The sequence below is a fragment of the Echinicola rosea genome, assembly GCF_005281475.1.
Taxonomy (GTDB): Bacteria; Bacteroidota; Bacteroidia; order Cytophagales; family Cyclobacteriaceae; genus Echinicola; species Echinicola rosea.
Window position 1 is genome coordinate 1439864 of the sequence record NZ_CP040106.1, and the last position, 15644, is coordinate 1455507.

Genomic DNA, 15644 nt, shown 5'->3' on the forward strand with positions numbered 1-15644 from the left:
TTCCAATGTTTCAGTTAAAAAATTTGCCATTCCTTCTAGAGAGGAAAAAGTACGAGGTTTTGATATTTTCCCTGATTGTGCATTTGTATGCAGGGGTGTTTTTTGAAAATTTAAACCTGTATATCCTTTACTTTTGGCCTTTGAGCTTTTTAATGCTAGGTCTTGCGAGTGTTGGGGTTTTTAAGGAGAAGGGAAGATGGAAGATCATTATCAAAAATACGTTGCTGTTGGTGGTCATCATATTGCCGGTTTTGCATCCTTTTTTAAAGGACCATGTTTTATTCATGCAGGTGCTCAGCCTGTTATATGTGTCATTTTTTTCATTGATCTTCTGGGAGGTCATGAAGTTCTTGATACGACCTAGCTATGTCAATGCAGACATAATTTTCGCGGCTGGGTGCGGTTATTTTTTATTGGTGGAGATCAGTGCCTTTCTGCTGCTGTTTATGTACTATAACCATCCAGGGTCGATCGCCAATGTGGATGCGAGCCAAGTGGCCAGCACCTATATAGATTTGGTCTATTTGGCCAGCGTAATTCAGACTTCTATAGGTTTTGGAGATATCACGCCGAGTTTTCATACCACCAAACTGGCCGCATCTTTTATGGGTGTTCTGAGCCAGCTGTACAATGTGCTGCTGGTGGGCATACTGATCAGCAAATTCTCGTCTAAAATCAATTCGAAAAGTTGATCGAGATATGTTTTTTGTGGTAAAGGTTTCAGTGGGTTGCGATTGGAATAAAAAGGATGGTTCTATATGATTTACTATGGGTAACTATTACTTTGCATGTCAAATTCTAGCTTGCCTTTCATCTTGTTGCCTTGTTACTTTTTTCCTTCAGGTGAAAAACGTAACCAAAAAAACCCGCTGCGGTGAGCTATATGACTAAAATCAAAGCCAGCACTCACGCAGGCAAACTCCTCTATTTGTGCAGCATACCAATTTTTTGTACTGATTCACGTCAAACAAGCCTGCGCTTTTTCCAGCCCACTTCTTTGATTTATTAACGTCAAATACCTCAAGGCAGAATAGAAAATTGCCCACTGAAAAGGAACATGAATCAACATTAATTTAACCGGAATAATATCTTTACCCACTATAATCCATATAGAGCCAAAAGGATTCATCAAAATAGCGCTCCTAAATAAGTGTTTTTCCTAGGGGTGGCCATTGCTGAAATGATCATATGCTTGTTTTTTTGGTGAATTATAAATATTATTAGTTTTTATTACATTATAATTGGTTGTTTTTTTGTATCTTTTATTTTCAGTTAAGCTCCGTGTCGTTATCAAAGAAATATTGCTAGATCCGGTTTTTCTGCGGTGACCATCGGCGGGAAGATTTAGGTTTGTGTGCGGTGGAGACAGGCGAGTGGTTAATAACCTTCATTTCACGTCCGCCCATATACTCATTGGCCACATAAAAGCCGGGTTTGCGGTGGCATGATACCAGATTGTGTCGTCAAATTGCCGATGCAAGCCCACATCGGTACCTGTCCAAGAAAGACATGTCCATTTTATTGCAAATGCCCTAAAACATATCTAATATTGATGATGGTATTTTGTTAGCTTAAATAAAATATCATTGTCTAAGGGTTTTTTAATGTGCATGCCTTTTTTGAAGAAGAATTACACTTTATAGACATATAAAGCGGGATGTAATTTTATGTTTTTGCCTAGGAAGTATGGAGATCATCATAAGAAATTTAAGACAAATTAAACGTGTAGTCCGATACGTCATTCTAGTGATCATTTCCTCTTTATTGGCAGATGCATATGTGGAGTGGAGGATGGGAGACCACCCCGTGCTTTACATAAAGGACCTTATCAATATTGCCATTATTTTAATTGCTGTATTTTTTTATTGGTTAGGGGCTGTAAAACTCAAGTTTGTTTTGGCCATTGCGGTATATTCCATTTTGGTAAGCATATATGTATCTATTCCCTTTCGGCTAGAGAGTGATTCGTTGGTGATGGAGGCGTATTTTGTCAAGGTAGAGCTGATTACGATCTTATTAATGCTGTTAGCAGGGATTCTTATTCATCGGCATCATATGGTCTATATCTTATTGATTAATGCAGCATTTATATTTATGTGTATGTATGCCCTTCCAGTGGAATACCCCGTATCCAAATACCTGTTTTATTTGGTGCTACTGACTGGTGCTGGTCTTTCTGGCCAAAGCCTCCAAAAAGCCCTAATGGAATTAAGGGAGAATTTGTCGGGTGCCAATGCTGAAATTGCACGGAACAATAAGAAGTTGATCGAGAATAATAAACAAAAAGACCAACTTTTTCGGATTATTGGGCATGATGTAAGGACTCCGTTTAATCAGATCAGTATGGTGCTGAGCATCATGTCCAAGGACTTGGATAAAGAGAAATTTGATGATCTCAAAAATGTCATGGAGACAGCCGTGGAAAATGGTAACCGGCTGCTTCAGGACCTTATGATCTGGGCAAAGGCACAGGCGACCGACTCAATGGCGGTAAAAGAGAAGGTCCCCATTTACCCATTGATCCAGAAGGAAATACATTTTTTTGAGGTGCAGGCCAAAAGCAAATCCATCAAAATCAATAATGGCATCGAGGAAAACATACAGGTCTTGGCGGATCCCAACATGACGGCTACCATCGTCAGAAATTTCATTTCAAATGCCCTTAAGTTTTCCTACAGGGATTCTTCAATTGATATTTTTGCACAAAAAGACGAAGGCTATACGAGTATTGCCGTGCAGGACCATGGTACCGGAATGAAAGAAGATAGCTTGGAGAGTTTACAGTATTCTGGAAAAAAAGTAGTCTCTAATGAAGGCACAGAAAAGGAGGTGGGGACAGGATTTGGTGTTAGAATATGTCAGAAACTAGCAGAACATCAAGGAGGGAAAGTAGAAATCACCAGTAAATGGGGGGAAGGTAGCGTCTTTAGGTTATTGCTTCCCAATGCACCTGACCCTAAGGGTTCCAACAAAGCAGAACCTTTAGAAACCTAATGGCGTACACTTCAATGTCCCAATCAATTTTGTGATGATATGATACGAGTTTTTTTTGGCCTGATCCTCAGTATTGTCAGTGTTAGCGCTTCAATTGCCCAAAAGGAGGGATACACCATCCGTGGAAGGTTTGATGTGGATTATGAAGGAATGGTGTATCTCCATTGTGATGGAAAGGTAGATAGTACGCTGGTAAAGGACAATGAATTTACCTTTTCGGGTAAGGTGCCCTACGTGATGGAGGCTTATTTTACGGCAAATACGCGTATGTTCAATGGGGATTTTTATTTGGAGAACAGTAAAATGAAAGTACTTCTGGGAAGAACAGATGAGATTACTTTTATCTCCGATGTCAAGGGTTGTGAGGTACTGAAGCAAATGGATAAGCTAAGCAGGTTCTATGAGGAGTCTTCCGAAGACCCAAACTTCCACCTTGAACTCTATCATAAGGTATTGGCCATCGTGAAAGCCGATCCCCAAAGCCAATTTTCGGGCATGCTGGTAGAGGCCTTGGTTAGCAATAAAAAATATGGATCAGCTGAAGTCAATCACTTGGTAAGTGCTGTGGATACCACTACACAAACCCCGGCGACGATGAAGGAGATTAGATTGACCATGGAAAAAAGAAGGACAGCTTGGGTAGGGAATGTACTTCCTCCATTACATTTCCCGGATGATAACGGACAAGAGCGCAGTACAACGGAATTTTCCGGAAAGTATCTTTTGGTGACCATTTGGGCATCTAACTGTGGCTATTGTAGAAAAGAGCATCCTGCCATGGTGGAGATCTACCAAAAATATCACGCCAAAGGGCTGGAAGTACTTGGTATCTCAGTGGACAACGGGCGGGACCAGTGGTTGGCGGCAATAGAGAAGGATCAGCTACCCTGGGTAAATACGCTGGCGGAAGGAGGGATGAAACATCCCGATATAAAAAATCTTGGAATATACTTTACACCCAGCAACTATCTTCTTGATCCTAGTGGGGTCATCATTGGGGTCAATGTTTCTCCAGAGGAGTTGGATCGTCAACTGCCATTGGTGATGGAGTAATATTTTTCCAGTGTAATTAATTACCTTAAACTAAACTAATATCATGCAATTTAAAAAGTTATTCGTGTTGGCGAGTATGGCCACCTTGCTGCTTCAGTCAGCTTACGCGCAGGAAGTCCCTGCGGATCCTACGGATATTTCGCCTCTTCTGATTGGTGAGCGGATTCCTGAAAGTACGGTGAAGGATCCGGATGGTAATGTCCAGTCGCTTCAGGAATTAATAAGTGAGCAAGCTACTGTCCTAATCTTTTACCGCGGAGGCTGGTGTCCTTATTGCAATAAGCACCTTGCTGAGCTACAAGCCGTGGAGCAGGATATTTTGGACATGGGCTATCAGATCCTAGCGATAAGTCCTGATGCTCCTGAGCAGTTGAAGACTACCATGGACAAAAACGAGCTGACATACAGCCTTTTTTCTGATAACGACCTGAAAGTGACCAAGGCATTTGGATTGGCTTTTCAAGCGCCTGACCGTTACCAGAAAATGCTGTTCAAGGCGTCTGCAGCGCAAAACCCTGGTGAACTTCCCGTGCCAGCGGTATTTGTACTGGACAAAGAAGGTACGATCCTTTTTGAATACATCAACCCCAACTACGACAGCCGGATGAGCGGAAAGATGCTGAGAGCTGTTCTGGAGAGTCTGCAAGACTAGGCTTATTTATGATATAAATTTGATCAGGCTGTTTCATGAGTGGGCATTCCCATTTGAGAAACAGCTTTTTTGTAGTCAATTGGGTCGATTTTTAGGATCTTATTCAGTGCTCATCACCGCTTCACGATGCTGAAGGCCCCATTTTACCATGGCATCCAACAGTTCACGGATTTTTCTGCCTGAAGGGGTGAGTTCATATTCCACGGTCACGGGAGTGGTATCGTACACCGTTCTGGTGACAATACTGTTCAGCTCGAGCTCCTTGAGTTCTTTCGAAAGCATACGCGGGGTAATTTTGGGGATGTCATTTTCAAGGTCTTTAAACCGCTTTTTGCCATAGCAAAGCGATCCAATGATGGGAAGTTTCCATTTACCCCTGATTACATTTAGTGTGTCGCGTACAGCAACTACGAATTCGCTTGAGCAAATCTGAACTTTTTCGTTGCCATTTGTCGTTGATGTGTCCATAGTTATTTTAGTATTGCTATACAAAAGTATAGTAATATATATTAGTATGTTACTTCCTTTTGTATAGCAAATATAGCTAATTTTGAATATCAAAAAAACGAAACAAACAGATCATGAGTTTATTAGAGAATTTAGAATGGAGATACGCCACTAAAAAAATGAACGGAAAGGCTGTGCCGCAAGAAAAAGTGGATTACATTTTGGAAGCTGCGAGACTTTCCCCTTCATCATCGGGACTACAACCCTATCGCGTGATCGTAATTACCGATCCGGAAATCAAGGAAAAGATGAAGCCTATCGCTTGGGACCAGAGCCAGATTACCGATGCATCCCATATTTTGGTGTTTGCGGCATGGGAAAATTATACAGAAGAAAAAATCAAAGAAGTTTTTCGTAATACATTGACGGCTAGGGGGCTTCCTTTGGACAAAATGGATGCGTACAGAGAACGGCTTTGGGGAATGTACAGCCAGCTTCCTGAAGAATGGCATGCGCATCATGCGGCCAAGCAGGCATATATTGCTTTCGGCACGGCCATCGCTGCTGCGGCGGAACAGAAGGTGGATGCTACCCCAATGGAAGGCTTCGATCCAGCCGCTTTGGATGAGTTGCTTGGTTTGAAGGAGCTGGGGCTGCGAAGTGCAGTTGTTTTGCCATTGGGCTATAGGGATGAGGAGAATGACTGGCTTGCAGGTATGAAAAAATTCCGTACTCCGAAAGAGGAATTTGTGATTTCACCAATGGAGATAATGGAAAAATAAGTGCTGGTCAGGCTAAATTGCCGACCATTTTCTACAAACAAAAAAAGCTGTATCCTGAATTTTGGGATACAGCTTTTTTTGTCCAAATTAATCTTTGCTTTAACCCGCTTTATGCATTAGGAATCGTTATGAGAGCTGAAACTGCAAGAAAATCAGGCTGTTTGGAGATTGAATCATAGCATCGCTATGGTGAAATCGAAAACAGCAGCGAAGCAACTGATTTTGAAGTAGTTTCAGGTCGCAATAGATAGGCTAGTGCATAATGCGGGTTTAAAATACCAAGATATATGAACGATGCTGATTTTGTAGATGTTCCGGCCATTTATCCCCGAATTTTGGCCAAGTCCAAAGAAATAGGCTTCACCATGCCTTCAGACCAGTATATAGGGGCGCTGTTAAAAACCTTGATGTGGTCAAAGCCAGGTGGTAATTTCCTGGAAATGGGTACAGGGATTGGGCTTTCTTTGGCTTGGATGGTAGATGGACTCAGTGACAATTCCACGCTGACCACTGTGGATAATGATCCTGCATTAGCGGCCATAGCAACGGATTTTTTTGGCCATGATAAGCGGATCAATGTGGTCTGTGCAGATGGCAGTGAATGGATAAAAACCTATTCGGGTGATAAGTTTGATTTGATTTTTGCAGATGCTTGGCCAGGGAAGTACAGTGACGTGGACGAGATACTTGCATTGCTGAAAATTGGAGGTTTTTATATCATCGATGACATGGATAAACAGCCCAACTGGCCCGATGGACATGAAGAAAATGTGGAAAAGCTTGTCGATGCCTTGCAGTCACGCACTGATATCACTTTGTGCAAGATGAATTGGTCCACTGGCTTGGTCGTGGCAGTGAAGATGACTTAGTAGTGAGGTAAGTGCAAGGTACAAAGTATCAAGCACGAGGTACATTTGAAGGTTGTGCAGGGGCTCACTGCCCATTCACCGGTAGTTCTCGGTTACCGGAGCGCTCACGTTGCTTTCCGACATCGATAACTTCATAGACCACGTGTTTGCTGGCACCTCGCCAAGGGAGTTTACCGAGGTATTCCCTGTAGCGGACTTCCACGAATTTGCCACTGGCCCTTTCCAGTTTTTCAGAGACTTCACCATCAACGCCGCTGAAGCGGAATTCATTGCTCTGAAGGGCACCAGCGGTGGGGCTTTGGAAGCCTTCCTGTACCAAGCGACCTTCCCACGTTTTGAAGATAAACCCCTTTTTCTCATAATAGTTTAGGGTTCCTCCTTTTACACCTTCTGCAAAAACAAAGAAATACCTCCAATAAATAAATCCCGCCATAATGATCAGGAGGGAAAAAATAGCAATCTTAACGTACTTGTTCATGGTAAAATCAGCTAGTCGGCAGTAAAATCCAATACATTGGCCCATATATAGCCAAATAGCCATCAAATGGCGATTTTAAGTTCTGACTATTTGGGGAATAAAGCAATAGTTGGAGGCATTAAAATAAAAGCGATCGCTTAAATAGCCTGTTTCTGAACACGCATTGTTGCTTGGTGAGTTTCATATGAAACGATACTTTACATTTACAAAAAGGGTGCGTTTGATGTTATTTTTTGTATTTTTGCTTACCCATTAGTTTTTGATGTGTGCAATCAAACTCTTTTTAAAGGATTGATTTTTTGGTAGATGGATAGGAATCAATAAAAATTTTTGGGATCATTTAATGAAACTACTACTCATTTGGAAGCATTAAGACCTAATCAAAAAAGGGCCAAGCTGGCTCAGTTGTTTGTTTATTTAGTAATAGCCCTTCATGCCGTCAGCATCATTTCTGGCTATATGCAGTATGATCTGCTCAGCAAAGCAGCAGAAACCGGGATCTCCGATCAAGAAGCAGAAGTGAATGATTTGAGGGAAATGGTAATAGCTGTTTTGATAGTCGCTACGTACATCGTCTCGGCAATAGTTTTTCTTAACTGGTTTCGACGGGCCTATTTTAATTTGCATAAGCTGATGCCTGGCCGGCTGGACTTTTCAGAGGGATGGGCCGTAGGTGCTTGGTTTGTGCCTATCATTAACCTTTATAGGCCATACCGGATCATGATGGAGTTATTTGATGAGACATTTTCTTATTTAAGGAAGAAGAAGGTGGTGTCTTATTCCCGGCATCAGGAGGGATTGGTGATCAGTTGGTGGATAGTCTGGATTTTGGGTAGTTTTATCGACCGTCTGTCTTGGAAAATCTACGCGGATGCCAATACAATTGATGAATTGTTGGATATGACCATTTTGGACATGGTTACCTCGGGAATAATTATCGTTTGTGGAGTTTTAGCGGCTAGGATTATCAAAAATTATAATCTGCTCGAAGTGCAACTTGCCGAACAAAAAGACAGCGAAAACGTGCCAAACGCAACAGAAGAAGCCTTGCTGGATTGAATCTTTTACTAATATAAAAAATAGATTATGGAATACTACAAAAAAGTACTTAGCCATTACGCTGATTTTACTGGGCGTGCACGACGAAAAGAATACTGGATGTTTGCACTGTTTAACATCATAGCCTTGATTGTTGCTGGAATGTTAGATAACCTACTTGGGTTGACATTTGTTGAAAATATTCCTTATGGCTTTATCTACACCATTTATGCATTAGCTGTTTTTATTCCTGGTTTGGCAGTGACCGTACGCCGGCTTCATGACATTGGTAAAAGCGGATGGATGTACTTAATTATCTTAATCCCATTAGTGGGAGCGGTATGGCTACTAGTGTTGTTGGTTTCTGAAGGGGGGCACGGGGCAAACCAGTATGGCGAAGATCCCAAAGCGGCCGAAAGAAGCTTTTAAATTGCCGATTTACCGCTGGCAGGACAAAGAGGAATTGCTTATGGCATTAACCTGTACTGAGGCACAGTCCTCAGTACTAATTTTCCTTTATTGTATCTTCAGCCTGTATTTTAGCATCTCTCTACCTCACCATTCGCTTTACCTCTTGGTGGCGAAAGCACTGCATCAGGTGGTCATTGACGAGTCCTGTGGCCTGCATGTGCGCATAGATGGTAGTGCTGCCAAGGAATTTGAACCCTCGCTTTTTGAGATCTTTGGCAAGTTTGTCTGATTCCGGGGTGGTGGCTTTGGCATCTGCCATGCTTTTTAGGTGACCATCAATGGGCTTGCCGTTTACGAAATCCCAGATATAGTTGGTAAAGCTGCCTATTTCAGCTTGTACTTCCATAAAGCGTTTGGCATTATTGATAGCAGCAGCGATTTTCAGCCTGTTGCGGATGATTCCGCGATCTTGTAGCAGCTCTTCTACCATGCTGTCCGGAAAATCAGCCACTTGCTTATAGTCGAAGCCGGCAAAAGCTCTTCGATAGCCTTCACGTTTTTTCAGAATAGTAGCCCAGCTCAGCCCCGCCTGGGCACTTTCCAGCACCAAAAACTCAAAATGAACCCGATCACTATATACCGGTACACCCCACTCTTCATCGTGGTATTTGATATAGTCTTCAAATCCGAGGCACCATGGGCATCGAAATTTCTCACTTTGATTGATTTGGAAATTGGCCATCTAAAAGGTTTCTAGGGTTAGGAGTTAAAGCGTCTTTTACCAAAACAATTTAGCACTTTGTAAATAGTTACCCAAGATAATTGGCTGTTAGTGCATCTTTATCATTCCAGCCAAACTTTACTGTCTTCGGTGATGTACCAGGTCTTGTCACTGACCATTGATGGTGCCGAAATCTTAAAACGCGTTGCACTTACCTCAAATTCAAGATGGAAGTTTTTGAGATCCCCGGTATCCGGTAGCAGGGAAAGTTGGGCCGCATACTCACCCTGCTTTTTAAAATAGCGGTGTTGTTTATGGTAAAGCGAGCGTAAGGCATCTTTTACTGCTTCGTCTTTTGCCATCTTGAAAGGGATTTTTTCAGTCCCTACCGGTGTGGCCGCAAACTGTAGATAGCCCCAGTTTTCGGGAATATGCATGTTAATGTGTCCTTGGGGCGACCACACCCAGTTGTATTCAGGATAGTGCTTGCCCGTTTTGGGATTTGTTTTTTTGGTGTACTGTCCGTCCAAGATGTCCAATTGCCATTGTACCCTGGAAAAATTGATCCGCCACTGCTGCCCGTCTGCTGGGGGGGAATAGGCTGGGCCTCTTTGGGAAAGTGCTTTCCAAGGAATGGCCATTTCTATTGTCCAAGCGCTATCCCTGTCACTGGGATCATTGATCGTGCCTTGCAGGCCAAGTCCTTTTTGGAAACCATTGATATTCCAGCCGTTGATGGGGGCGCCGCCGTTGCGATAAGGTTTGGTCATCAGCAGGTCCCACTCGGTACCAAGTGCATTGACCTCCAACTCGTAGTAATTATGGGTGTCTCCATCGGGATCAATGAATACTTCAATGTCATTTTGGTGAAATATCACGGATTCCCTTTCTGTGTAGATGGCCCATAAGTCAGGTTCCTCCATCCACACTGCGATGTAGAGGTTTTTCTCATCCCAAAGCATTTTTAGCTTAGTGTCAAAAAGCGGAGCCGGTTTTGTATCTCCCTCTATATCCACAAAAAGATCGGACCAAGCCGCTTCCTGCCAATCCTTTTCATCCATTTTACCATCCATTTTCAGGGGAGCAGTGGCTTGGTAGGCGACATAGTGCTTTCTGTCTGCTATCTGCTGTGCTGAAAGCGCTAGAGGGAACAATAGCAGGAGCATAAGTAATCTGGGAACAACCATCTTCGAATATTTTTAGTAATAGTAAAACCTTAACAAATATATTTAAATATGTAGGTCTGACCGTGCCAAGAAGTGATATTTTCCTCTAATCTTCCACCAGTGGTCTTGCTGGCGCTTTGGTGAAAGATGACGAATGCTCATAAATAAGACTTTTAGTTGGATTTTGTAGGTGGAATTATCCATTAATTGGGGAGGGATGATTAATTTTGGGTATGATGAAATGGGAAAAGCTGCTAACAGCAGGTCGCGCGGATTTTAAAAAGCAGGCGAATCAAAGCCAAGAACAATACCGAAGTGAGTTTGAAAGGGATTATGATCGGATCATTTTTTCGGCTCCATTTCGGAATTTACAGGACAAGACACAAGTGTTTCCACTGCCAGAGTTGGACTTTGTGCACACCAGGCTTACCCACAGTTTGGAAGTTTCGAGTGTGGGCAGGTCCCTTGGGAAGTCTGCTGGGGAGTATTTGCTCAGCAAATATCCGGCACTTTTTGAAATGGGCATTGGTTCCAATGATATAGGAGCGATCGTAGCGGCAGCAGCGCTCACCCATGATCTCGGGAACCCTCCTTTTGGCCATGCTGGGGAAGATGCCATTTCAGATTTTTTTAGGTTTCACCCGTCCGGGCTGCGGTGGAGAGATCATTTGCGAGAGGAAGAATGGGCAGATATGACCCAGTTTGAAGGCAATGCGCAAGGATTCCGAATGCTCCTGGACAAGAGCAATGGCCTTCAGGTCTGCTATGCTACCTTGGCGGCGTTTACCAAATATCCAAGGCCTGCTTTTGTGCAGAAGAGGGATCCTTCCAGACGGAGTCAGAAGAAATTCGGTTTTTTTGCAGATCAATTATCGCTTTTTAAGCAATTGGCGGACACATTGGGGATTCCTTTATCGGGTGAGAATACCTGGTACAGACATCCCTTGGCGTTTTTGGTCGAGGCAGCAGATGATATTTGCTATAACATTATTGATTTGGAGGACGGCTGTACTCTCGGACTGGTACAGTTGGAAGAGGCCATTCCACTTTTGGCAGAGATCATTGGGGAGAAATTTCAGGAGGAAAAGCTCCATTCACTGAAAACTTCTGCCCAAAAATTGGCTATTTTGAGGGCCATGGCTATCAGTAGGCTGGTGGAAGAGACTGTGGCGGCATTTAGAACCCATGAGGAAGCCATGCTTTCTGGGGAGTTTGACAAAGCCCTGACTGACTGCATTCCTTCTTCCAAAGCCTTGGACAAGATCACCACATTGTCCGTAAAAAAGATATATCGCTCCCAGCCAGTACTGGAAAAAGAAGCGGCCGGGTTTCAAGTATTGGAGGGACTATTGGAAGTTTTCTCCGATGCCCTCTATAACCAGTATTTCGATTCGGAGAGATTTTCAGGTAAGGATAAGAGTATTCTGAGGTTATTGCCGGAGGTCTTTAAGCCGGATAATGAACTCCAGATGCCCTATTTGTTGCTGCGCAATTTGGTGGATTTTATTGCAGGAATGACAGACAAGTACGCCCTGTCGCTTTACCGAAAAGTAAAGGGAATAGCCCTGCCCGGTACTTGACTTGTTAATTTTAGATTAAATAATTGTTTTTTGTAATTTTTCATAGATGTATAATCATAAATAAAACGAAACATTTGCTTAATCAGATTGATTGGTGCTCGATGTAAATTTGTGGAAACACAAACAACTATAAAGAGACCAATTATGAAAAAATTATTAACCATTCAGGCCATTGCCAGTGCCTTATTTTTGGCTGGTTGTAATGATGAAAAGGGAGGGGACACTCCAGTGCCGCCCAATGCTGAGGTGGAGCTCGCAAACCACTCTAAGACTCCTGTGTTTTTGAAGCTAAAATCAGGTTTTGAGGATGTCGAGATCTATAATTTGTTGACCTCGGAAGATCAGTTGGAAAACACACCGGATTTTGTTTACGGCAGTATGGCGGATGGTGCCGGGTTAATGAAAAATAATGATGGCACATTTACCCTGCTCAATAATATCGAGGCAGATTATTCTGTAGCTCGCATTGCCTTTGACGAAACGTTTAAACCAGTAGGCGGGGAATATATTCTAAATGCAGAAGCCACCGCGGCCACTGCGCAATGTTCCGGTTCCCTGATTACATTGGAGGAGCACGGATTTGGGCCATTGTATCTTTCAGGTGGGGAATGGGGTGGAAACTCCAAAGGGGTTTTTATGACTGATCCAAGTAAAGACCCTGCCGATGCCCAAATAGCGACCATGCTGCCTGCACTGGGACAATGGTCCGTGGAAAATGCTGTGGCCATCGGGAAAGAGGCTTATCCTGGCAAAACGGTCGTTTTCATCGGTGATGATACCAGTGACAATGAAACGCCTTCTGGTCAAGTGGCCATGTATGTGGGTGACCAAGGAGACCTTTCCAACGGCAAACTTTATGGCATGAAAGTGACCAGTCCCGGTATCACATTCGAAATGGACATGGAAGAGGGAGAAGAGTATGAGGTGGAGTTTAGGGAATACGAGGAGCGCACCTATGATGAACTCGAGCAGGAGTCCAGAGAAAAGGGCTTTATGGGCTTTTCCAGAGTGGAGGACATCGACTGGAGAAGAGGATCTGCGGAAAATAACCGTGAAATATACTTTGCCGTGACTGGAAGGAAACAGGATGCCCTGCTGGACAAAGGCACTTTTTATGGACGTGTGTACAAGCTCGTGTTGGACAGTGAAGACCCGACCAAGGCGACCATTTCTTGTGTATTGGATGGGGACAAACTTGACGGTAAAGCAAAAGCATTCCATAGCCCTGACAATATCCTGGTCACCGAAAATTATGTGTATATCCAAGAGGATCCAAACGGGTATTTTGACCAGGATGACAAGATGCATTTCGCACAGTTGTACCAATATGACATCAATTCTGGGGAGCTGAAGACAGTCTTGGAGTGTGACCAAGAAACTGCTGCTGCCCAAAACTACGGTTCGGATGAGCGTACGTGGGAAATTACCGGAATGATAGATGTGTCGGATATCTTGGGTGTGGAGGAGACCTTCCTGCTGATTACCCAAAACCACGGTTGGGAAGATGAAGGATTCACCGACCCCAATGCAAATGCCAATACGGACTCAAATGAAGGAAGTATGCTGTACGTTTTGAAAGGGCTAAACCGATAACCGCATGCGTGATATATTGATCCAAAAGGCTTGTGTTTTCATAAGCCTTTTGGTTTTTTCATCCTGTTTTTTTTCTTGCGACGAGCAAACTGAGCATAAGACCGCTCTTTCGCCTGTCGATCAGCTGGCAGAGCAATATCTTGGCCATTTAAACAAATCGTACCTGTACTTGGACAGCATGGTTTTGGAAACGGACCGTCATCAGGTGGAAAGCTATTTTATGCAATCCCGAAAGCATTTTAAAATGGCCGAGCCCATCTTGGCTTTTATGGATTCGGAAAACTATAAATTCCTGAACCAGCCCAATATTACCAAGATTGAAGAGGAAGATTTTACAGATATAAAGATTAAATCTCCAAAAGGTTTTCAAGTATTGGAAGAGACGATTTTTGTAAATGATCCTGATTGGAATTCCATAATCAAAACGGCAAAGACCACCTCAGGAAGGCTCAAACTACTCTATAAAAACACCTCTTTTGACTTTGTGCAGCCCTACCATGTCCTGTGGATGGTGAGAGATGGCTTTGTCCGGGTAGCTTTGACGGGCATTTCAGGGTTTGATTCCCCGGTGCTGCAGAATTCCTTGGCCGAAGGCCGTTATGTGTATGCTGGGCTAAAGGAGATCTTGTCGCTCTTCAAAGAGCAGTTTCACGATATGGCCCTTTACGAAAGGACCATTCAGGAGTTGGATCAAAGTATCCGGGCACTTGAAGGTGATTTTAACACGTTTGATCGGTACGGCTTTATCAAGGGCCATACCCAGCCCATGCTTGGGATTTGGAATGAGATCGTGGTTGATTGGGGACTGAAGTTCCCTTTTGATGAAGCCATCAGAAATGATGCTACTTCCCTATTTTCGGACCAGACGTTCAACATCAGTTATTTTTCATCGGAGAATTTTGAAGCATTGGACGATGAAAAAGTGGCGCTCGGCAAGCAGCTATTCAACGAAAAGGCATTTTCTCTCAATGGGGATATGAGCTGTGCCACCTGCCACCTTCCCGAGAGGAAGTTTACCGATGGACGGAAAACGTCTTTGGGGACCTCCCGAAACAGTCCTACATTGTTATATGCAGCACTCCAAAAGGGGTTTTTCTATGACAACCGATCTGGTAGTCTAGAGGGACAGATCGTGGATGTCACCACCAATGTAAATGAGTTCCATACCGACTTGGACCACCTTCAAGCGGTGGCCGCCCGAAACCCCTCCTATGTCGAGGCATTTCGGGCTTTATATGATCGTGAGGAAGTCCTGGAAGGAGACATTCGGAATGCCATTGCCACCTATATCAGGAGTTTGGTTCCGTTTGATTCGAAGTTTGATCGAAATATGAATGGCCTCGAACAAACGCTTACGGCCGATGAGCGCGAAGGTTTTAACCTCTTTATGGGAAAAGCCAAATGTGCTACTTGCCATTTTCCACCATTATTTAACGGAACAGTGCCGGTAGCCTACACGGAATCTGAAATGGAGCTCATCGGAGTTCCGGATGCCAACGACACCATCAATGCGACCATAGACGATGACTTGGGCAGGTATGATGTTTACCACACCGAAGAAAGGAAACATTTTTTCAAAACCCCCACTGTCCGAAATGCGGCACAAACAGCTCCATATATGCACAATGGCGTCTATGGTACCTTGGAGGAAGTAGTGGACTTTTATGACCGTGGAGGTGGCGCAGGTATTGGCATTGCACTGGAAAACCAAACCCTGCCCACAGATAAGTTGGAATTGACCGAAGCGGAGAAAGGTGCCTTGGTGGCTTTTATCGAGGCACTAAGTGATGGGGAAGCAAGCAGTCAAGATGATGCTGGTAAGCAAATGGCGGAAAGGTAATTAGTTGTTAGAGGTGTTTT

The 15644-nt window shown here is 43.6% G+C and carries 15 protein-coding genes; 11 read left to right on the top strand and 4 right to left on the bottom strand.

The features are described 5' to 3' along the window. Nucleotides 1-5: 5 nt before the first annotated feature. The 4 genes from FDP09_RS05960 to FDP09_RS05975 all read left to right on the top strand — a co-directional run bounded on the left by FDP09_RS05960 (nucleotide 6) and on the right by FDP09_RS05975 (nucleotide 4699). The gene (locus FDP09_RS05960; protein ID WP_137401780.1) at nucleotides 6-692 is read left to right on the top strand and encodes an ion channel; all 687 of its coding nucleotides are present in this window, start codon (nucleotides 6-8) and stop codon (nucleotides 690-692) included. Between the two features lie 994 nt (nucleotides 693-1686). Beyond that, the gene (locus FDP09_RS05965) at nucleotides 1687-2994 is read left to right on the top strand and encodes a sensor histidine kinase (RefSeq protein WP_137401781.1); all 1308 of its coding nucleotides are present in this window, start codon (nucleotides 1687-1689) and stop codon (nucleotides 2992-2994) included. 39 nt (nucleotides 2995-3033) lie between these two features. Then, nucleotides 3034-4047, top strand: coding sequence for a TlpA disulfide reductase family protein (locus FDP09_RS05970; protein ID WP_137401782.1), 1014 nt, complete (start codon nucleotides 3034-3036; stop codon nucleotides 4045-4047). A 43-nt stretch (nucleotides 4048-4090) separates the two neighbouring features. Further along, nucleotides 4091-4699 carry a peroxiredoxin-like family protein gene (locus tag FDP09_RS05975; protein ID WP_137401783.1) on the top strand — a complete coding sequence of 203 codons (609 nt, stop codon included), beginning with the start codon at nucleotides 4091-4093 and terminating at the stop codon, nucleotides 4697-4699. Between the two features lie 99 nt (nucleotides 4700-4798). Here the strand turns inward: FDP09_RS05975 and FDP09_RS05980 are convergent, their stop codons facing one another. Next, nucleotides 4799-5167 (bottom strand): winged helix-turn-helix transcriptional regulator, encoded by a 369-nt coding sequence (locus FDP09_RS05980; RefSeq protein ID WP_137401784.1) that lies wholly within the window; start codon nucleotides 5165-5167, stop codon nucleotides 4799-4801. Nucleotides 5168-5280: 113 nt separating this feature from the next. Between FDP09_RS05980 and FDP09_RS05985 the strand changes: the two genes are divergently transcribed. Together FDP09_RS05985 and FDP09_RS05990 are read left to right on the top strand one after the other, a co-directional pair. Next, on the top strand, nucleotides 5281-5928 hold the full coding sequence (locus FDP09_RS05985) for a nitroreductase family protein (RefSeq protein ID WP_137401785.1): 648 nt from the start codon (nucleotides 5281-5283) through the stop codon (nucleotides 5926-5928). A 287-nt stretch (nucleotides 5929-6215) separates the two neighbouring features. Further along, the gene (locus tag FDP09_RS05990; protein WP_137401786.1) at nucleotides 6216-6797 is read left to right on the top strand and encodes an O-methyltransferase; all 582 of its coding nucleotides are present in this window, start codon (nucleotides 6216-6218) and stop codon (nucleotides 6795-6797) included. A 64-nt stretch (nucleotides 6798-6861) separates the two neighbouring features. On the opposite strand, the gene FDP09_RS05995 is transcribed toward FDP09_RS05990, so the two are convergent. Beyond that, a complete protein-coding gene (locus FDP09_RS05995; RefSeq protein WP_137401787.1) occupies nucleotides 6862-7275 on the bottom strand; it encodes a hypothetical protein in 414 nt (137 codons plus the stop codon). 360 nt (nucleotides 7276-7635) lie between these two features. On the opposite strand from FDP09_RS05995, the gene FDP09_RS06000 reads away from it, so the two are divergent. Then, nucleotides 7636-8334 carry a DUF4328 domain-containing protein gene (locus FDP09_RS06000; RefSeq protein WP_137401788.1) on the top strand — a complete coding sequence of 233 codons (699 nt, stop codon included), beginning with the start codon at nucleotides 7636-7638 and terminating at the stop codon, nucleotides 8332-8334. A gap of 27 nt (nucleotides 8335-8361) precedes the next feature. Continuing rightward, entirely contained in the window at nucleotides 8362-8742 is a 381-nt protein-coding gene (locus tag FDP09_RS06005; RefSeq protein WP_137401789.1) for a DUF805 domain-containing protein, read from the top strand. 121 nt (nucleotides 8743-8863) lie between these two features. Here the strand turns inward: FDP09_RS06005 and FDP09_RS06010 are convergent, their stop codons facing one another. Both FDP09_RS06010 and FDP09_RS06015 read right to left on the bottom strand, forming a co-directional pair. After that, nucleotides 8864-9466, bottom strand: coding sequence for a DNA-3-methyladenine glycosylase I (locus tag FDP09_RS06010; RefSeq protein ID WP_137401790.1), 603 nt, complete (start codon nucleotides 9464-9466; stop codon nucleotides 8864-8866). 101 nt (nucleotides 9467-9567) lie between these two features. After that, complete coding sequence (locus tag FDP09_RS06015; protein WP_137401791.1) at nucleotides 9568-10632, bottom strand: carbohydrate-binding family 9-like protein; 1065 nt, start codon at nucleotides 10630-10632, stop codon at nucleotides 9568-9570. 212 nt (nucleotides 10633-10844) lie between these two features. Between FDP09_RS06015 and FDP09_RS06020 the strand changes: the two genes are divergently transcribed. From FDP09_RS06020 to FDP09_RS06030, 3 genes are all read left to right on the top strand, one after another. After that, the gene (locus tag FDP09_RS06020; protein WP_373289257.1) at nucleotides 10845-12191 is read left to right on the top strand and encodes a deoxyguanosinetriphosphate triphosphohydrolase; all 1347 of its coding nucleotides are present in this window, start codon (nucleotides 10845-10847) and stop codon (nucleotides 12189-12191) included. A 144-nt stretch (nucleotides 12192-12335) separates the two neighbouring features. Then, nucleotides 12336-13784, top strand: a complete 1449-nt coding sequence (locus tag FDP09_RS06025; protein WP_137401792.1) for a PhoX family protein — start codon at nucleotides 12336-12338, stop codon at nucleotides 13782-13784. A 4-nt stretch (nucleotides 13785-13788) separates the two neighbouring features. Then, nucleotides 13789-15624, top strand: coding sequence for a cytochrome-c peroxidase (locus tag FDP09_RS06030; RefSeq protein ID WP_137401793.1), 1836 nt, complete (start codon nucleotides 13789-13791; stop codon nucleotides 15622-15624). Nucleotides 15625-15644 lie beyond the last annotated feature (20 nt).